This is a genomic window from Geminocystis sp. NIES-3709 (genome assembly GCF_001548115.1).
Lineage (GTDB): Bacteria > Cyanobacteriota > Cyanobacteriia > Cyanobacteriales > Cyanobacteriaceae > Geminocystis.
Window position 1 is genome coordinate 2,015,255 of the sequence record NZ_AP014821.1, and the last position, 20,186, is coordinate 2,035,440.

Consider the following 20,186-nt stretch of genomic DNA (forward strand, 5'->3'; position numbering starts at 1 on the left):
CATAGCAATCAATAGTGGGCAAAAATATTTAATTGATTTCTACCGAGTCGATCGCCATATCCATTAAGATGTTATGAGTATTTAATTCTTTTTCTCCGGGTTGACATTGACGACGAATATAGCTACCATCCGACTGTAACTCCCAAGATTGTTGATTATCGGATAACATAATTCCTAAAATTTCCTGCAATTGCTTTAATAAATTAGGATCTTCTACTGGTGTAATAGCTTCTACTCGGCGAGATAAATTCCTACCCATCCAATCTGCACTACCAATATAAATTTCTTCATCACCGTTGTTATGGAAGTAAAAAATTCGAGAATGTTCGAGAAAACGCCCGATAATACTAATTACTCTTATATTATCGCTAATGCCTTCAATTCCCGGTCTTAAGCTACAAATGCCTCGAAGAATTAAGTCTATTTTTACTCCTGCTTGAGATGCCTTATATAATGCTTCAATTACAGGAACATCAACTAAGGAGTTCATTTTAGCCACAATTCTTCCTGTACCGCCATTTTGACAATGTTTTGCTTCTCTTTCAATCATAGAGATCATTCGATCCCGCATAGTTACTGGTGCTACTAATAACTTACGAAATACTTTTTGTTTAGAATAACCTGTCAAAAAATTAAACAAGTCTGTCAAGTCTGCACCTAAATCTTCTCTGCAACTAATTAAGCCCAAATCCGTATAAAGTTTAGCTGTTTTTGGATTGTAATTTCCCGTACCAATATGAACATAACGACGAATTTTATCTTTTTCTTTTCGCACTACCAAAATAACTTTAGTATGGGTTTTTAAACCCACAAGCCCATAAACAACGTGTACTCCAGCCTTTTCTAATTTCCTTGCCCAAAGAATATTATTTTCTTCATCAAAACGGGCTTTTAATTCCACTAAAGCTACTACTTGCTTACCATTTTCAGCCGCATCAATCAAGGCTTTAATGATGGGAGAATCTCCTGAAGTCCTATACAACGTCATTTTTATCGCCATAACCTGTCGATCGTTGGCCGCTTGGGTGATAAACTGTTGTACTGTACCAGAAAAAGAGTGATAAGGATGGTGTAGCATTAAATCTGACTTGCGAATCATGGCAAAAAATTCCTCACTAATGCTATCGCTATTTTCACTTCCTCTAACCATTTCTAACTCTCTTAATTGATCAAAAGGTGGCGGTACAACGCCATTCCAAGGAATATCTTTTAAATCTGGTAAAGGTAAACTTGTCAAAGCAAATAAGTCATTTAAACCCAATAAACCATCTATTTCATAAATATCTATTTCTTCTAAATCTAAACCTTGCATTAACATTTGTTGAATATGCTCCGGCATAGAAGGATGAATTTCTAAACGTACTGCCGAACCTGCAAAACGACGTTTTCGTAGTTCTTGTTGTATCGCTAACAATAAATCATCTGCTTCGTCTTCTTGCACTCCTAAATCTGCATCTCTAGTCAAACGAAAATTATGACATTCTTGAACGTTCATACCCGGAAATAGGGCTTCTAGGTGGTGAGCAATAACTTGCTCAAGGGGGATTCCTACCCAAATAATTTTATCCTCATTATGGCCAACTTGCCGTAATTCAGCAGGAAAAGTGACAAAACGAGGTAATGTTTTCGGGACTTTTACTCTAGCAAATAATTCCGCACCCGTATCAGGATTTTTGACTAATACAGCTAAATTTAAGCTCAAATTAGACATATGGGGAAAAGGATGACTGGGATCAACGGCTAAAGGAGTGAGTACAGGAAAAATGTTATTATCAAAATATTGATGTAAATAATGTCTTTGTTCTTGATTCAGATCAACAAAATTAATGAGATGTACGCCGTAATTAATGAGTTCTTTTTTGAGATTATATTCAAAGTTTTCTACTTGTTGTTTAATAAGAGGACGTAACCGTTGATTAATCTCTTGAATTTGCTGTACTGGGGTTCTACCATCGGGGGTTAACTTACTTACTTCTGCTTCGATTTGTCGTTTTAAAGCAGCTACTCTTACCATAAAAAATTCATCTAAATTAGAACTAAAAATAGCTGTAAATTTAAGTCTTTCTAAAAGTAGTGTTCTTTCATTAATAGCCTCTTGTAACACTCTGTAGTTAAATTCTAGCCAACTCAATTCTCGATTGAAATAATATTGTGGATGTTTTAGATTACTAATTTGGTCTTGCATATATTTCTTTAGAAGTTAATAAGTTGATTTTTTGAATAAGGCAAAAGGCAACTGTTTTTTGTGACATTAAGTTATGACTTTCGCTAGTATATTTAACTTAAGTTATTTGGGAGAAAGAATTTACCACTTTCAATACTGAAGTCAAATAAATATATTAGTACTAAAATGAAAAGATGTTGGGTTTGAAAAGGGTTTCAATACTTTTTCTAATACTTATAATCACAGTGTAACTCTGCCTGTCGTTTTCCCTCATTATTATACTTAGATACGTCTGGGGCTATTTTACAATTAATAAAAATCCACCATACTTATTACTTAGTACTTATTACTTTTCCTCGTCAATAAATCTTATCCTGAACTGAGGCTTAATCAAGTTATGATTTGGTTAACCTACATATTTGATGTAAAAAGCACATAAAAGTTATGTTATATCTGCTCCTATTCGAGTATTCGGTATTAACAGTTACAAAAGATTAAGAGTAAAATTTATAACCTGTTCTCAAATTAACTAACGATCGTTCTGAGTTTTGTATTAGATACTAGGCAAGACCACCCTTATTACAAGGATCTTTAATTTTAGTTCATATTATTGTAAAGTTTTATAAAAAGAGGTTAAACCATGACGGTTGCAACTGAAACAAAAGTTAAATTAAATAAAATAGAGAAAATTAAAGCCGAAAAACACGGTTTAGATATAAAAGAAGAATTAACTAAATTTGCCGAAATCGGTTGGGAGGCCATGAATGAAGATGATTTAATTGTCCGTTTAAAGTGGTTTGGCATCTTTTTTCGTCCTGTTACTCCGGGTAAGTTCATGTTAAGGTTGCGTATCCCTAACGGAATTTTTACCAGTGAACAAATGCGTACTTTTGCAGAAATTATCGATCGATATGGAGAAGATGGTAGCGCAGATATTACCACTCGTCAAAATATCCAATTAAGAGGGGTTCATTTACAGGATATACCCGAAATTTTCCAACAATTAGAAGCGGTAGGTATTACTTCCATTCAATCAGGGATGGATAATGTTCGTAACTTAACAGGTTCTCCTACTGCTGGAATTGATCCTGATGAGTTATTCGATACCAGAGAATTAAATCAAAAGTTACAGGATTTAATTACAAATAAAGGACAAGGAAATTATGAATTTAGTAATTTACCTCGCAAGTTAAATATTGCTGTAGATGGTGCTAGAGATAATTCTATTCATGCAGAAATTAATGATATTGCTTTTATCCCAGCTTTCAAAGATGGTGAATTTGGTTTTAATGTTTTAATTGGTGGTTATCTATCGGCACAACGATGTGCAGAATCTATTCCGATGGATGTATGGGTACATCCTAATGATGAAGTAATTGAACTTTCGGCTGCAATTCTTTCTGTTTATAGCGAAAATGGCTTAACAGAAGGTTTAAGAGAAAATCGAGGAAAATCCCGTTTAATGTGGTTAGTAGATAAATGGGGTATGAATCGTTTTCGTATAGAAGTAGAGAAGAAATTGGGTAAATCTCTTTATTTTGCTGCACTTCAAGATGAAATTACTTTAGAAAAACGAGATCATTTAGGAGTCCATCCCCAAAAACAGGAAGGCTATAGTTATATAGGGATTCATATTCCTGTAGGGCATTTAATGGCACAAGATATGTTTGAGATTGCTCGTTTAGCGGAGATTTACGGTAATGGAGAAATTAGGGCAACCGTTGAGCAGAATTTTATTATTCCTTTTGTGCCTAATGATAAGGTAGAAACCTTTTTGAGTGAACCTATTTTACAACGTTATTCTATCAATCCTACACCTTTAACTCGATCGTTAATTTCCTGTACTGGTTCTCGTTATTGTAACTTTGCTCTGGTGGAGACGAAACAGAGAGGTTTACAATTAGCCCAAGAATTAGATGCTGAATTAAATATACCCGATCGAGTGCGCATTCATTGGACAGGTTGTCCTAATTCCTGTGGCCAAGCTCAAGCAGGAGATATTGGTTTAATGGGTACAAAAGCTAAAAAAGATGGCCAAGTGGTAGAAGGAGTTAACCTATTTTTAGGCGGTAAAGTGGGAAAAGACGCTCATTTAGGAGAATTAAAGGAAAAAAGTATCCCCTGTGATGATCTCAAAATTGTGCTAAAAGATTTGTTAATCAATGAATTTGGAGCTACGACAAAATAGGGAATAGTGAAGAATAGATGGGATAAAATTATTCTCAATTGAGTATGTTTAATTTTTTTTGAGATCAGAACTATAATTAAAAGCAACTCATGTAATTTTTATATTTGCCTTGCATAATAAATCATGACCGATCTCAATTTCCAATATCCCATTTTTGGCCCCGAAATCAAATGTCCTCATTGTCGTGAAGTTATACAAGCATTAACTTTAACAGATAGTTATTTATGCCCTCGTCATGGTGCATTTGAAGCAGATCCTAACACCAAAGAATTAGTACATTTACAATCAGGCCGACATTGGCGTTTGTGGAAAAGTAAATGGTATCGGCAACATACTCATCCTGATGGTATTAGGTTTGAAATTCATGAGGCTTTAGATAGACTCTATACAGACGGTTACCGTGCTACTAAAGTTATTATCGCCGATCGATATTATTCATTAATTAATTCTTATTTAGAAAAAGGCAATAGTTGGCAAGGAGATCAAGATAGTAAAATATATAGACTATATGGTTTGCCCGTGGAATTTAGTCCAAAGTCTAGCGATGAACCTTGTTGGGGAATAATTAATTTTATTTTGGAAAAGGAAAAAGGCGCACCTTCTCGTTATCCCTATTTTCGTTTATTTGAATAAATCATGATTCTACACCATGTATCTATTCGCACGGCGGATATAATGAAAGCGATCGAATTTTATGAGTTATTAGGCTTTACCGTAAAAGAAAGATTTACGGCTGGTTATACTTTAGCTTGTTGGTTAGAGGGATTAGGAGGAAGACTGGAGTTAATGCAGATACCAGAACCAAAACCTGCTCCCGATGCTTTTGATGATGAACATTATGTGGGTTATTATCATCTTTCTTTTGATGTGACAAATAATGTACTTAGTTTACCGATATGGTTAGATGAGTTGCAAAATAAATTTAAGAAAACCAGTCAGGAAAATCCCTCTGGAGTATCTCTCTTAAAGATATTATTACCGCCACAACAACAGATGATCGGCGATCGAGTTTATGAAGTAGCTTTTATTGCTGACACGGATAACTTACCTATTGAAATAATTAGGGCTTACTGAACTCAAAAAGTCTTTTGGCCAACCTAGGGAATGGAAATTTAATAATTTAGTGAACACGATCGATAATAATTAATATTTATGGATTTTTAAGATTTAATCGTTAACCGCCTTGCAATAAATTGACTTATAGCATAAATCAGCAAAGCCTAAATTTTATTATTCTTCATCTCTCATTCCCAATTCTTCATTAATATCACAGGCTACTCGAAAACCGATTAATTTTCCTTTAAATTGAGGTAAAGTCCATAATCTTACCCCTGATCGACAATAATAAGCAGTATCATCCCACGAACCGCCCCTAATAACTCTGGGTAAATCTTCCTCAGAATCTGGAGAAGTTTCTAACCAAGCACTACCATCGCAAGGAGATCGATCATAATCTTCGTGCCAATGATCTTGACACCATTCCCAAACATTACCATGAAGATCATATAACCCAAAATCGTTAGCATAAAAACTATCTACATCGGTGGTTTCTTGTCTCCATTGACCACTTTTTCCATCTCCATAACCATAACTAGCCTTATAATTAGCCAATTCAGGAGTTATACTTTTACCAAAAGAAAAAGGTGTCTCAGTTCGAGCCCTACAAACATATTCCCATTCAGATTCTGTCAACAGACGAAATTGTTTACCAGTTAAAGCCGACAGTTTTTGACAAAAATTTTGAGCAGAAAACCAAGAAATATTTTCTACGGGTTTATTTTCTCCCTTAAAAAAGGAAGGATTCTCATTCATTACGGCTATATATTGATTTTGAGTGATGGGATATTTACTGACAAAAAAAGACTCGATCAATACTTGATGTTGAGGAGTTTCATCTTTACTTCTACCTTGTTCGGTTTCTGGAGTACCCATGATAAACTGTCCTTGAGGAATATATACCATTTCTAATAGACTATTTTCTGATAGTCGTACCTCAAAATAATCTCCTTCTTTTTCGACTTTATTTAAACTTAAAGTAGTAGGACTCTGGGAATTAAATGGGGCTAAATTGATAGTTACAACCTGATATTTATACTTTTGACAATTATTCATAACTTTCAGGGTTTTCTTTTTCTTAAAGATGATTTGTTAACTAATTATATTGAAAATTTTAAATATAATCAAATTATTATTTAATAACGCTTCAAAATAGTTTTTAATATATAGCAATAGAAAAAATAAATAAACAACATTTATTAATTTTAACTGTTATAAAAAATAGTTTTCAATCATGAGTTGTTTAAATTATGTAAATTTTAATTAATTAACTAAAAATTATTATATAAGTATATTGAAAATATTAATTACATAAAATTAATTTTAAAAATATCTTTCGATCTTAGTATTTTAATATATACCTATTATGAAAAAGTCTTAACAAATCTTAATTAAATATATGATTTTGAAATTTAAAAATAAAGATATGATCAACATAAAAAAAGTTTTAAAAAATCAATAATTGTTGTTGTCATAAAATTCCGAAAGATTGACTCAATATTTCAAGTATAACGATCAAATAATACCTGCGTTCCATGAGAAAACTCCTTAAAAATAAGGCTTTAAAAGTCCTAACAAAATAAAACCTTTTGCCTGTTCCCTGTTCCCTCTTCCCTGTCTTGATCAATAAATTTTATAGTTCACGTTTGGTAATAATGAGGTTGATGCTGATTACCGAACTAATTACTGTACTCACTGGCACATACTAACCTTAATCCTGTGCTAAAATCAGCTATTAAACGTGGCATAGGGTGAGAAAAGTAAAATTATGTTTGAACGCTTCACAGAAAAGGCGATCAAGGTGATCATGTTAGCCCAAGAAGAGGCTCGTCGTCTGGGTCATAACTTCGTGGGTACTGAACAAATCCTCCTTGGTTTGATTGGAGAAGGGACTGGTGTCGCCGCCAAAGTCCTGAAATCAATGGGTGTTAACCTGAAAGACGCTCGGATCGAGGTTGAAAAAATCATCGGTCGTGGTTCTGGCTTTGTAGCGGTAGAAATTCCCTTTACTCCCAGAGCAAAACGAGTATTAGAGTTGTCTTTAGAAGAAGCTCGTCAATTAGGACACAATTACATCGGCACTGAACACTTACTTCTTGGTTTAATTCGTGAAGGGGAAGGTGTTGCGGCGAGAGTTTTAGAAAATCTTGGAGTGGATTTAGGTAAAGTTCGCACTCAGGTTATTCGGATGTTAGGAGAAACTGAAACTACTCCTGTCGGTGTGGGTGGTGGCAGTCGATCGAATAAAACTCCAACTTTAGATGAATTTGGCTCTAATTTAACAATTTTTGCAACGGAAGGTAAATTAGATCCCGTTGTTGGTCGTCAAAAAGAAATTGAGCGTGTTATTCAAATTTTAGGTCGTCGTACCAAAAATAATCCCGTGTTAATCGGTGAACCCGGTGTCGGTAAAACTGCTATTGCTGAAGGATTAGCTCAACGTATTGCCAATAAAGATGTGCCTGATTTGTTAGAAGACAAACGAGTCGTTACCCTTGATATTGGTTTATTGGTGGCAGGTACTAAATATCGTGGGGAATTTGAAGAAAGACTCAAAAAAATCATGGACGAAATTCGTCAAGCGGGGAATGTTATCCTTGTTATTGATGAGGTTCATACTTTAATTGGTGCTGGGGCGGCAGAAGGAGCGATCGATGCAGCAAATATTCTCAAACCTGCTTTAGCAAGGGGTGAACTGCAATGTATCGGAGCGACTACCCTTGATGAATACCGTAAACACATCGAAAGAGACGCTGCTTTAGCGAGACGTTTTCAGCCCGTCATGGTAGGTGAGCCTAGCGTTGAAGAAACTATCGAAATTTTATTTGGATTACGGGAACGTTATGAGCAACATCACAAACTCAAAATCTCTGATGAAGCCTTAGCCGCCGCTGCTAAACTTTCCGATCGTTACATCAGCGATCGATATTTACCTGATAAAGCCATCGACTTAGTTGATGAAGCTGGTTCCAGAGTTCGTTTAATGAATTCTCAATTGCCCGCCGAAGCCAAAGAGTTAGATAAAGAATTGAGACAGGTTTTAAAAGAAAAAGACGAAGCTGTCAGATCTCAGGATTTTGATCGTGCAGGGGAATTACGTGATCGAGAAATGGAAATTAAAGCAGAAATTCGTGGTTTAGCGGATCTCAAGAAGAAAAATCCTCAAGTAAGTGAAAATCCTGTCGTTAGTGAGGAAGAAATTGCTCATATCGTAGCCTCTTGGACTGGTGTCCCCGTACAAAAACTGACCGAATCCGAAGCAGATAAACTCTTACACATGGAAGACACTCTCCATCAGAGAATTATCGGACAGGAAGACGCAGTAAAAGCTATTTCACGGGCTATCAGACGGGCAAGAGTTGGGTTGAAAAATCCTAACCGCCCGATCGCTTCTTTCATCTTCTCAGGACCAACAGGAGTAGGAAAAACCGAACTTACCAAAGCCTTAGCAACTTATTTCTTCGGTTCTGAAGATGCTATGATCCGTTTGGATATGTCGGAATATATGGAACGTCATACTGTATCCAAATTAATAGGTTCACCACCGGGGTATGTAGGTTATAACGAAGGTGGACAGTTAACAGAAGCAGTTCGTCGTCGTCCTTACACCGTAGTTCTCTTTGATGAAATTGAGAAAGCACACCCAGACGTTTTCAATCTCTTATTACAAATTCTGGAAGATGGACGTTTGACGGATTCTAAAGGTCGTACTGTAGATTTCAAGAATACCTTATTGATCATGACTTCTAACATCGGTTCAAAAGTAATCGAAAAAGGAGGCGGTGGTTTAGGTTTTGAACTAGAAAGCGATCAGAGCGAATCTCAATACAATCGTATTAAATCTTTAGTCAATGAGGAATTGAAAAACTACTTCCGTCCTGAGTTTCTTAACCGTCTTGATGAGATTATCGTTTTCCGTCAACTCAATAAAGAGGAAGTCAAGCAAATTTCCGAAATTTTACTCAAAGAAGTATTTGCTCGTTTAACTGAACAAGAAATTTACTTACAAGTAACAGAGAAGTTCAAAGAACGTTTAATCGAGGAAGGATTCAACCCGGCTTATGGTGCTCGTCCTTTACGTCGGGCAATTATGCGACTTTTAGAGGATGTGTTAGCGGAAGAAATTCTATCTAAACGCCTTCTTGAAGGAGATACTGCGATCGTGGACATTGATGAAGAAGGAAAGGTTGCTATCAAAGCAGAAAGACAGAATCCTTTATTAGCCAAAGCTGGTGTTTAACTAAATTTTAGATTTAACAAATTAATTTATTAAGGGGGGCATTGTCCCACCTTTTTTTTTGCCTACTTTAGGATCTGCTTAACGGTACTTAGACAAAAATTATGCCCAAATAAACCCTAAACTTGCTTTATATAAGCTAAATACTTCCACATTATCTTTTAACCATTGAAAGAAACGAAAAGATACTGCCGTCCGAAACGCTTCCAATGCCTCTGCAAAAGTATTTAAGGGTTTATTTCCCCATTGCCTTCTCAATCCCCCTGTCAAACGATGCCATTGAATAAAAGTATCGGCGCAAAATACCAATATAAAATGTCTCATTAAACTTCTTTTATTTCTCACTTGGTATTCTGATAAGCCTAACCATCCCTTAATTTCACGGTAAAATACTTCTATCCAATTTCTTGATGTATAAGTTTCTACTATCCAATTTGCACAGACTTTTTCTCCTGTTTCATTGGTCATTAAATAATCAATATCTGTGGACTTTTCAAAACTGGGAGCATTCATGACGATAGCTACGGTTTTTATTCCTGATAAGGCTGATAATTTAATTTTTATGGTTGCTACCCAAAGAGTTTTTTCTCTATTTTTACCTGTTTTTATTTCTTCAAAACTCTCTTGAGGTAATAATTTAGCTATTTCATCTATTCTTTTTTCAGACTCTCTCAAATCTTCTTTTACTACTTGTACTAATCTATTTTTTGCAATAATTCCTATATATTTTAAATTTTTTTGTTCTAATTTTTCTAATAAATTAGTATTGTTCCCATAACCCCCATCCATTAAAATTATTTGAGGATGGTAATTTCGGTTTAAACATTTTTCAATTAAATTAAAGGCAATATCGGGTTTTTTTTGAAATTGTGGGTCATCTTTTCCCAAGGGGAAATTTTCCGCTTTTTCATATAATTCAACGTCTAAGGGAAAACTTCTGACCCCATCATAAATGTGGGTGGTGACTGCGGATATTACCATTATCAGTTTTGCCAATTTCACCAATATATTGTCGTCCCACACAGTCAGTAAAATTGCCACTTTTACGATGACCTGAATCATCGATAATTAAAGAGAAAGAGCGACTTATTTTAGTTTGACGACATGAGGCAATAATTTCTAGTCTTTTATTATTTACCTCATCATAATTCCAAGTGGATTCTGTTAGGAAATGATGTAACTTATGATAAGTAATATCAAGATTATTATGGGCAATTTGAGTGAGATTTTTTCTTTGAGAATCACCTAATAAACCGCCCAAATAATTTCTAAACTCTCGTTTTTGTGCTTTTGTTTTTAATACAGGGTCTATTTTTTGGCACCAACGCTCGAAACAGGGTGGCATTGATGAAGATGTGATTTCTTTCATTTTGACCTAAAAACAATATAATGTAAATATTATAGCTTAATTGTTGTTATTGTTTTGTCTAAGTACCGTTAATAAATCAGAAAACTATACAAATCAAGCACTTAGATATACTACATTAACAAAAAAATTAAGAGGCATTGATTAATAAAAGCGTTGTTGTTTTCTCTTTTTGTTTGCGTAAGTCCTGATTCTATTTTGATTGCCTGAAAATTAGTTTATCATATTTTATATAGTTTTTTGTCTATTATGTATTAAATTGTTATAGATTAAACACTATAATTGTCTAACTATCTATGAATATAATGTATCAATATAAATAATATTTGGTAGTATGTTAAAGTTATTCTTTGTTACCTACTTTCATCTAAAATCAAGTTATCCCATTTCAACCTATAAATATTTATGGTATTAGAAGTTTTTGTTTTAATAACGATATTCTGCGGATTTTTCGGGATTATTTTTAAGGAAAATTTGCTGATGAAAACTATATCTATGGATATTATGAGTACTGGTGTTATCGCATATTATGTACTTATGGCATCTCAGAAAGGATTATTTACTCCCATTCTCTCCGATAAAAATGTTAGTTATGCTGATCCCGTACCACAAGCAGTAATTTTAACAGCGATCGTTATTGGCTTTTCTACCCTCGCTTTAATGTTAGTAACGGTGATGAAATTAGCAAAAAATAATCCCACTTTAGAAACAAAAGAAATAGAGAAAAATAACACCTAATGGCAAACTTAACTATTCTTTGGATTATTATACCTTTATTATTAGGTTTTTTAACTTATTTAATCCCTAAATTTGATAAATATTTGGCATTATTTGGAGTATTAATTTCCATTATATATAGTTTTTTAATAACTTTATATGATCGATCTTTAAGTTTTAAAATATTGGATAATTTTGGAGTTACTTTTACTGTTGATAATCTTACTATTTATTTTATTTTAACTAATGCGATCGTCAGCAGTTCTGTAATAATTTATTCTTGGCAACAAAATAAAAATACTTTTTTTTATGGACAAATTCTTTTTTTACATAGTAGTTTAAATTCTGCTTTTATAACGACAGATTTTATGAGTCTATATGTCGCATTAGAAGTAATTGGTATGATAGCTTTTCTTTTAATTGCTTATCCTTGCACAGATAAAACTCTTTGGGTAGGATTACGTTATTTATTTATTAGCAGTATTGTAATGTTATTCTATTTAATGGGAGTAATATTGATTTATAAAGCCAATAATTCCTTTAGTTTTGAAGGGTTAAAAAATTCTCCCCCCGAAGCATTTGTTTTTATTTTTTTAGGATTATTCGTCAAAAGTGGTGTTTTCTTTTCTGGATTATGGCTACCTTTAACTTATGCAGAATCAGAAACATCAGTCTCGGCACTATTATCAGGAATTGTCACAAAAGCAAGTGTTTTACCATTAATTAGATGTGCAGGAATTAGTGAAGATATTGACTTATTTATCCGAATTTTTGCCATATTTACAGCTATTTTTGGTGCTTGTTATGCTTTATTAGAAAAAGATATAAAACGAATGTTAGCATTTTCTAGTATTTCTCAAATGGGATTTATTTTAGCTTCTCCTGCCGTTGGTGGATTTTATGCTTTAACTCATGGATTAGCTAAATGTAGCTTATTTTTGTGTGTCGGTAATTTACCCACTAGAAATATACAAGAATTGAGAAATGAACCCATTAATACAAACTTATGGATTCCCATATTTTTAGCTTCTCTGTCAGTTATAGGATTTCCTTTATTTTCTAGTTTTGAAGCTAAGGTATTAACCCTAGAAAATCTCCTTTCTTGGCAAGTGATACCGATGAATATTATTGGTATTTGTACCGCTATTTATTTTGGAAAATTAATATTTTTACCTCATCATAAAATATCTGATGCAAATAATAATCTTAATTTGGCTTCATCTGTGATTATTTTAATTATTGTCCTTCTGATTTTTAATATGATTTACTATGAAAGTTATCAATTAAGAGAAATTTTAAAGGCTTTAATAACAATTATTTTAGGATGGTTATTTTACAAATTTATTTTTAAAGAATTAGTTATAAAAATTCCTGTAGTTTTAGAAAAATTTGATAATATCGTAGGTTTTATGGTATTGGTTCCTATTATTTTATATGGCATTATTCTAATAACTAATCAATCACTAACTATTTATTAAATATTAAAATTAATGATTTTATCTTTACTATTAAGACTAACTCTTTGGTTTTTATTAACTTCTGATTTAAGTTTATTAAATATTATTATTGGCATTCTGATCGCTATATTATTGCCTCGCACTGATATTGAAAAAGAATCGATCGAAAAATGGCTAAAAGTGTTAATAAAATTATTAATAGTCATACCTCAAGCCTATATTGAAGCCTTAGAAATAATGATTTTTCCCCATCTTCATGAAGCTATCACTCTTGAAAGAGTGAAGGTAAATAGATCAAGAAATTTAATTTTTTTAGACATATTTTTAATTACTTTTACTCCCAAAACTATTGTTATAAAATATTGTGAAGAAGGATGGTTTCAAATTCATAGAATTTTAAGGAGAAACACTCGATGAATATTATTTTAATCATCATGATATTGACATTATTAATCCCAATATATACGGCTTGGAGTAATGAGAATATCTGGCAAAAAATGTTAAGTTTAGCGAGTATTTCTTCTAAAAGTGCCATCTTAATCTTATTTGTTTCTGTATTAAGAGATGATTGGATGATTGGCATTGTAGGCATAATAATTCTTGCTGTTGGTAATGCTGGATTAATGTTATTAGCACAATTACTTAAACGTAATTAACAATCCAAAAAGACTAATTAAAATCTGTCAAAATACTTTTTTTACTAATATTTATGATTAATTTTCTTACTTATTTTTGCCTTATTTTAGGTTTAATTTTTTGGGTTTGGGGTACAGTTTATTTAATAAGTAAACGTTCTCCTCTTTATAAACTTCATACTCTTACCGTATCCGATACTCTCGGTTCGATCGCTATTCTTGTAGGCTTATTGTGGAAAATTCCCACAGAATCACCTTTATTAATTCTAGGTATTATTTTTTTAGCAATATGGAATACCATGTTGGGTTATGTTTTAGCTTATTCCTCTAGTAATCGTAAAAATGTCAATGAATAATCCCGATTTGTTTATCTACATTATTACTGCTTTATTACCTTTATCGGCTTTTTTATTGGTAATTCAGGTTAATCCTTATGATGCTTTAGTTATTCGAGGAATTTTAGGTGCGATCGCCGCTTTAGTGTATGCTGTATTAGGTGCAGGAGATGTGGCTTTAACAGAGGCTTTGATGGGTACATTATTAGCTGTGGCATTATATATTATCGCTATTCGATCGTCTCTAGTGATGCGTTTAGGTGTGTTAGAAACAGATTTATTAACTCTGAAAACTGAAGAAAAAGATCAATTATTTTTATCTTTAATCGATAATTTTAAATCTATTATCGCAAAATATTATTTACGTTTAGAATTAGTAAGTTATGAAGATCTAAATAATTTGGAAAAAGCCTTACAAGAAAAAGAAGTTCATGGTATTTGTTTTCAGAGGAATAATGAGAATAAATTATATTTGACTCAGATAAGAATAAAACGTTTATACGAAATATTTACCCGAGAAAGTTCTAATATAAATTCTAATTTTACTTATATTAATTTACTTGAAAAATAACAAAAAAATATAATGAAAATTTTTTATTTAATCGCTGGAATTGCACTATTTTTAAAGATGTTAATTATTCCTAATTCCATATTAGAATTAAATTTTTCTATTGTGGAAACCATTGTTAAAGAAACAGGAGTAACTAATTCTATCTCTGGAATACTTTTTCGTAATCGTCTTTATGATACTATTTTTGAAGTGATAGTATTTACGATCGCAACATTAGGAATACAATATCTTTTTAGTGATGAAATTCCCTCTAAAAAAGTATATCAATTTAACGATGAGCCATCGATCGTTTTAGCAAGACTGGGTTCAACTATTACCGCTTTAGTCGCTATTGAGTTAGCCATTCGAGGACATTTATCACCGGGCGGAGGATTTGCCGCAGGAGTCGCAGGAGGTACTGCTATTGGCTTAATAGTAATTACTTCTTCCACTGAATTAATGCAGAATATTTATCAACGTTATAATGTCTCTAAATGGGAAAAAATTACTGTAATTATCTTTATTTTCTTAGCAAGTATTACTTTATTTGGCTTAGAGTTACCCCAAGGAGATTTAGGATCATTAGTTAGTGGGGGTATGATTCCTATATTAAATATATTAGTGGCTTTAAAAGTCGCTTTGGGATCTTGGGCAATAATTTTACTATTTATTCGTTATCGAGGATTATTATAAAAAAATTTCTCAAAATAAAAAGCCTTCTTCTTAAAGACAAGAGAAGACTTTAGTTTAAAAGAAAATACTCAATTTGATTAAAAAGAAATACCTTAATTTCTAATTTTTACTTAAAGGACATTACCTTGTAAAGATTCTGAGTCAATAGGTTTTATGAAGTATAAACGAATAAATTGACTAGCGTTAGATAAGAATAAGGGTAATTTACGAAGGAATTTAACAGGAGCAATCGAATTACTTGCGTCAATAGCTCGTAATTTTTCACAGTTGCTAACACAAATTTCTAAACTGTCATAAAAAGCAGGATTGTTAACGTCAATGATAACGGGGAAAACTCGTCCTGCGGTATGATTAGTTTTTTCGATAACGTGCTTGTCATAACTTCTGGCATCTAAACCAATGGAAGCATAAAAGTCAGAACGTTGTAAATCATTGAGATACATAGTCGCAAACACCGATAAAAGGAAGAAACGACACCATAGTTTCGCTTTCCAATCGTTTAAATATTCGGGTTTAGCTTTGAGAATTGCATCGAAAAAGTCACCGTGACGATTTTCATCTTGACACCAATTTTCAAAAAACTTAAAAATAGGATAAATACGACTTTCAGGATTTTGCTCTAAGTGACGATAAATTGTGATGTAGCGCCAATAGCCAATTTTTTCAGATAGATAGGTAGCGTAAAAAATAAATTTAGGTTGAAAGAAAGTATAGTCACGACTTTTGGTTAAAAATCCTAAATCTAAAGATAAATTGAAATCAGACATGGCTTTATTGAGGAAACCAGCGTGACGTGCTTCATCACGAGACATGAGGTTAAAACACTCAGCTAATACAGGACTTTTGTGTTTTAAACGTCTGCCTAATTCTTTGTATAGTAAGAAACCAGAAAACTCCGCAGTACAAGAGCGTTCAAGAAATTCCACAAATAATTTACGGGTTTCTCCATCAATATGATCCCATGATTGATCAAAGTCAGCGTTACGGACAAAGTGATGACGGTTATAATCTTCTTTAAATTCCGCTAAAATTGCTTGTAATTCCTCCTCATTAGCGGCAATATCCATTTTTGCCATGGCATCAAAATCAGTGGTATAGAAACGAGGAGTAAGAATTGTTTCTTTCGCTGGTGCTTTTATACCTGGACGTATTTCTTCGTACTCAGGTTTTTGTACTGTTGTTACCATAATATTTTTTAAAAAACTATATTTATTGCTTTTCGATCGTCAAGGGCTACTCTGTGATCTCACAGCGCCACTCCGTGATCGTAAAATTTCAGATTAAATCTAAGTTTAACAAAATCTTTACCATCTCATGAACCTATTTTATTAAGAGTTGTAACGAAATTTCGATAAATTGTTTATGTTGTATTTAAGTGTTGCACTTTTTTGAATTAAATTTACTTCTTTTTTCTTCACTTTCAATCTCAACTCTAAAAACCGATCGATTAAAGTAGTCTGCGAGACAAGATCTGAATAGCTAAATTATCCACAATTTACAGATAATGATAATTAGGAAAAAATCAAATTTTTATGGGTAAAAGAGATTTTCATAGACAATGAGAATAGGAGACATTAAAATTAACCCCAGAAGTTAAAATTAATGTTAATCAATAAGTTAAATGCGGATATACATTTTATTATATAATTCAGGTACGGCTAACGAGGGAATCCATACTATTCAGATAGGCGATGAAGATTTCGTGTTAATGTTTGAATCAGAAGATGATGCTATTCGTTATAGTTTATTACTCGAAGCTCAAGATTTTCCAACCCCTTCGGTGGAAGCTATTGAACAAGATGAAGTAGAAGAATTTTGTTTGTCTGCTGGTTATGAATGGAAATTTATTAATGAGGGAATGTTAGAAATTCCTCCCGAAAAAAATGTTCCTGAAACAGATTGGAATAAAGACGGTAGTTATGCTCCTCCTGAATTTTCTGAATCTTCCGAACCCTCTGAAGCAGAGATGTCGGCTTTTGAATTAGAACGCATCCGCCGTCAGTTAGAGGGATTACTTTAACAATGGGGAATTAGCGATTAGAGATTAGCAATTAGTTCTCAACTGTCAACTATTAACTATCAATTATCCATATTTTATGAATCGTGGTCATTTATTAACAGAACAGATTAACGCCGCTAGTGTTAATTTAGATCAACTTTCGGCTTTGGAAATCGTTGATTTGTTTAATCAAGAAGATCTCAAAACCATTGAAGCGATCGCCAATGCTAGAGAAGAATTAGCCCAAACCATTGAAATTACGGCTCAATCTTTGAATAAGGGTGGACGTTTATTTTACATTGGAGCAGGTACTAGCGGACGTTTAGGAGTACTTGATGCGGCAGAATGTCCCCCCACCTTCTGTACTGATCCTTCTATGGTACAAGGTATTTTAGCTGGGGGAGAAGGGGCGTTAGTAAAAAGTTCTGAAGCCTTAGAAGATCGATCGCAGGATGGTGTTCAAGCTATGATCGATCGAGATATTAACAGTTTAGATGTGGTAATTGGAATTACAGCAGGGGGGACAACTCCTTATGTTCATGGTGCTTTACAGGAAGCAAAAAAAAGAGGAGCAACGGCGATCGCCATGAGTTGTGTACCTAAAGATCAAGTACCCATAGATGCAGATATTGATATTAGACTATTAACAGGAGCAGAAATTTTAGCAGGATCAACTCGTTTGAAAGCAGGTACAGTTACAAAAATGGCGTTGAACATTATTTCCACAGGAGTAATGGTAAAACTAGGAAAAGTATATGGTAATCGTATGATTGATGTATCTGTTACGAATAGTAAACTAGAGGATCGAGCTTTAAGAATTATTAGTGATTTAACGGATTTAAGTAGAGAGGACTCGATCGAACTTTTAAAAGCTAGTGGATCTAAGGTAAAATTAGCATTGTTGATGCACTGGAGTAAGAAAACAAGAAGCGAGGCAGAAATTTTGTTAAAAGAAAATGAAGGTAACTTGCGTCAAAGTCTTTTAAATAACTAGCAGGAGAATTTAGAATGATAAACAAAAAAGAAGATTAACAAGAATTTTAAGTTTTTGTTTCAGTTAAAGACTTTATAACACACCCTTCACCAGTGAATTAAGATAAAGTACTAAAGTACAAATACCAAGAAATAATAGAGAAAATTATCAGTTCTTATTACGATTATTCATATTAACTATTCATTATAAATCATGTTTAATTTATCACAAGATTTCACAACGATCGCCATTATACTGGTGGCATTAGGTATTATTTTCTGGGGTTACAAGAGGGCAAAACCCTATGGAGAAATAGGCATTTTAGCTTGGTTACAATCTTTAAGTTTAATGACACCTTGGTTGGCTTTTTTTGTTTTATTAGCTACTGGAATTTATCTTAATTTAATTGCTGTCATTTTACTTTTGGTTATATCAGCAGGATTTTATATTTACTTAGGAAATTTAATTAGAAAAAAAGCTGAAAATCAGATTAATTCCGATATTTTAGATAAATTAAAAAAGGAACTAAGATCAACTATTGAAGAAAAAGAAGAAGAAAATTCTGAAACCTTAGCTAAAAATAAGCCTAGCAATATAAAAGAGAATCAGTTTCCTATTAAAATTGAACAAATACAACCAGATTTTACGCCAATAAATGAAGATGATTTAAAAGAAATTAAAAGTATTTTTGGTATTGATACTTTTTTTATTACAGAAACAATTCCTTATCAAGAGGGTGTTATTTTAAAAGGTAATTTACGGGGAGAAGCTGATTCTACTCATCAACATTTGACAGAAAAATTAACTCTTAAACTAGGAGATAAATATCGTTTATTTTTAGTAGAAACTCCCGAAGGAAAACCCGTTATCATTATTTTGCCTAGTACTAATGATCCAAAGTCTTTAACCTTAGCACAAAAAAATTTAGCCTTAGTATTGTTTTTAGCTACTATTTTTACTAGCATGGAAGCGATCGCATTGTTATTGGGATTTGATTTAGTGGGTAACTGGAATCGTTATCAGGAAGTCTTGCCCTTGTGTATCGGTTTATGGATAATTTTATTAGCTCATGAAATGGGACATCAGATTATCGGGGCAAAAAATAACGTTAAAATTAGTTTACCCTTCTTCTTACCTACTATTCAAATTGGTAGTTTTGGGGCTATTACTCGTTTTGAATCCTTAATACCTGATCGAACTGTATTGTTTGATATTTCTTTTGCTGGGCCTGCCTCTGGATTTGTTGTGTCTTTAACTATATTACTTTTAGGTTTTGTCGTGTCAGGTAGTGGCAGTACTTTTGAAATTCCGACAAACTTTTTTCAAGGTTCAATTTTAGTCGGTATTTTAGCCAAATTATTTTTCAATTCTAGTTTGCAAAGTGAATCTGTGGCAGTAAATCCTTTAATGATTTTAGGTTGGTTAGGATTAGTTATTACGGCGTTAAATCTATTACCTGCAGGACAACTCGATGGCGGTAGAATAATTCAAGCAATCTATGGTAGAAAAACCTGTCGTCGTGCTACGATCGGTACATTAATTGTTTTAGGTATCGTCAGTATCCTTAATCCCATTAACTCTTTACCTTTTTATTGGGCGATAGTAATTTTATTCTTACAAAGAGATTTAGAACGTCCTAGTCTAAACGAATTAACCGAACCTAATGATACTAGAGCCGCATGGGGATTAATATTAATTTTCTTATCCTTAACTACTCTAATCCCAATTACTCCTAGTTTAGCCAGTCGTTTAGGTATCGGTATGGGATTTTAAATAATCATTCGCCAAAATTAGGTATTTTCTGTCATTTTTTCTT

The 20,186-nt window shown here is 33.0% G+C and carries 17 protein-coding genes and 1 pseudogene; 14 read left to right on the forward strand and 4 right to left on the reverse strand.

The window, feature by feature from the left end; translation table 11 throughout:
• Positions 1–28: 28 nt before the first annotated feature.
• Positions 29–2,185, reverse strand: a complete 2,157-nt coding sequence (gene ppk1, locus GM3709_RS08615; protein WP_066118341.1) for a polyphosphate kinase 1 — start codon at positions 2,183–2,185, stop codon at positions 29–31.
• 619 nt (positions 2,186–2,804) lie between these two features.
• Here ppk1 and GM3709_RS08620 point away from each other — a divergent pair.
• From GM3709_RS08620 to GM3709_RS08630, 3 genes are all read left to right on the forward strand, one after another.
• Positions 2,805–4,352 (forward strand): ferredoxin--nitrite reductase, encoded by a 1,548-nt coding sequence (locus GM3709_RS08620; protein ID WP_066118342.1) that lies wholly within the window; start codon positions 2,805–2,807, stop codon positions 4,350–4,352.
• A gap of 123 nt (positions 4,353–4,475) precedes the next feature.
• Entirely contained in the window at positions 4,476–4,985 is a 510-nt protein-coding gene (locus GM3709_RS08625; protein ID WP_066118344.1) for a TIGR02652 family protein, read from the forward strand.
• A gap of 3 nt (positions 4,986–4,988) precedes the next feature.
• Positions 4,989–5,426 carry a VOC family protein gene (locus GM3709_RS08630; protein WP_066118346.1) on the forward strand — a complete coding sequence of 146 codons (438 nt, stop codon included), beginning with the start codon at positions 4,989–4,991 and terminating at the stop codon, positions 5,424–5,426.
• A 156-nt stretch (positions 5,427–5,582) separates the two neighbouring features.
• On the opposite strand, the gene GM3709_RS08635 is transcribed toward GM3709_RS08630, so the two are convergent.
• Positions 5,583–6,464, reverse strand: coding sequence for a formylglycine-generating enzyme family protein (locus GM3709_RS08635; RefSeq protein ID WP_066118347.1), 882 nt, complete (start codon positions 6,462–6,464; stop codon positions 5,583–5,585).
• Positions 6,465–7,176: 712 nt separating this feature from the next.
• Between GM3709_RS08635 and GM3709_RS08640 the strand changes: the two genes are divergently transcribed.
• Entirely contained in the window at positions 7,177–9,648 is a 2,472-nt protein-coding gene (locus tag GM3709_RS08640; RefSeq protein WP_066118348.1) for an ATP-dependent Clp protease ATP-binding subunit, read from the forward strand.
• Between the two features lie 99 nt (positions 9,649–9,747).
• Here the strand turns inward: GM3709_RS08640 and GM3709_RS08645 are convergent.
• Positions 9,748–11,014 (reverse strand): annotated as a pseudogene (locus GM3709_RS08645) (IS701 family transposase).
• Between the two features lie 402 nt (positions 11,015–11,416).
• On the opposite strand from GM3709_RS08645, the gene GM3709_RS08650 reads away from it, so the two are divergent.
• From GM3709_RS08650 to GM3709_RS08680, 7 genes are read left to right on the forward strand one after another with little or no spacing between them, the layout of a single operon-like run.
• The gene (locus tag GM3709_RS08650; protein ID WP_066118349.1) at positions 11,417–11,749 is read left to right on the forward strand and encodes a cation:proton antiporter subunit C; all 333 of its coding nucleotides are present in this window, start codon (positions 11,417–11,419) and stop codon (positions 11,747–11,749) included.
• On the forward strand, positions 11,749–13,206 hold the full coding sequence (locus GM3709_RS08655; RefSeq protein ID WP_066118351.1) for a cation:proton antiporter: 1,458 nt from the start codon (positions 11,749–11,751) through the stop codon (positions 13,204–13,206). The genes GM3709_RS08650 and GM3709_RS08655 overlap by 1 nt, the downstream gene beginning before the upstream one ends.
• Positions 13,207–13,218: 12 nt before the next feature.
• Entirely contained in the window at positions 13,219–13,602 is a 384-nt protein-coding gene (locus GM3709_RS08660) for a cation:proton antiporter (RefSeq protein WP_066118354.1), read from the forward strand.
• The gene (locus tag GM3709_RS08665) at positions 13,599–13,841 is read left to right on the forward strand and encodes a hypothetical protein (RefSeq protein WP_066118356.1); all 243 of its coding nucleotides are present in this window, start codon (positions 13,599–13,601) and stop codon (positions 13,839–13,841) included. The genes GM3709_RS08660 and GM3709_RS08665 overlap by 4 nt, the downstream gene beginning before the upstream one ends.
• 53 nt (positions 13,842–13,894) lie before the next feature.
• Complete coding sequence (locus GM3709_RS08670; RefSeq protein ID WP_066118358.1) at positions 13,895–14,176, forward strand: monovalent cation/H(+) antiporter subunit G; 282 nt, start codon at positions 13,895–13,897, stop codon at positions 14,174–14,176.
• Positions 14,169–14,726: a DUF4040 domain-containing protein gene (locus GM3709_RS08675; protein WP_066118360.1), complete on the forward strand. Its 558-nt coding sequence runs from the start codon at positions 14,169–14,171 to the stop codon at positions 14,724–14,726. The genes GM3709_RS08670 and GM3709_RS08675 overlap by 8 nt, the downstream gene beginning before the upstream one ends.
• 12 nt (positions 14,727–14,738) lie before the next feature.
• Complete coding sequence (locus tag GM3709_RS08680; protein WP_066118362.1) at positions 14,739–15,398, forward strand: Na(+)/H(+) antiporter subunit B; 660 nt, start codon at positions 14,739–14,741, stop codon at positions 15,396–15,398.
• Between the two features lie 110 nt (positions 15,399–15,508).
• Here GM3709_RS08680 and acsF read toward each other — a convergent pair whose 3' ends face one another.
• Positions 15,509–16,585, reverse strand: a complete 1,077-nt coding sequence (gene acsF / locus GM3709_RS08685; RefSeq protein WP_066118363.1) for a magnesium-protoporphyrin IX monomethyl ester (oxidative) cyclase — start codon at positions 16,583–16,585, stop codon at positions 15,509–15,511.
• A gap of 434 nt (positions 16,586–17,019) precedes the next feature.
• Between acsF and GM3709_RS08690 the strand changes: the two genes are divergently transcribed.
• From GM3709_RS08690 to GM3709_RS08700, 3 genes are all read left to right on the forward strand, one after another.
• The gene (locus tag GM3709_RS08690; protein WP_066118365.1) at positions 17,020–17,418 is read left to right on the forward strand and encodes a DUF3110 domain-containing protein; all 399 of its coding nucleotides are present in this window, start codon (positions 17,020–17,022) and stop codon (positions 17,416–17,418) included.
• A 76-nt stretch (positions 17,419–17,494) separates the two neighbouring features.
• Positions 17,495–18,391, forward strand: coding sequence for an N-acetylmuramic acid 6-phosphate etherase (murQ, locus tag GM3709_RS08695; protein WP_066118367.1), 897 nt, complete (start codon positions 17,495–17,497; stop codon positions 18,389–18,391).
• 192 nt (positions 18,392–18,583) lie between these two features.
• Positions 18,584–20,143: a site-2 protease family protein gene (locus tag GM3709_RS08700; RefSeq protein ID WP_066118369.1), complete on the forward strand. Its 1,560-nt coding sequence runs from the start codon at positions 18,584–18,586 to the stop codon at positions 20,141–20,143.
• The last annotated feature ends 43 nt before the right edge of the window (positions 20,144–20,186 follow it).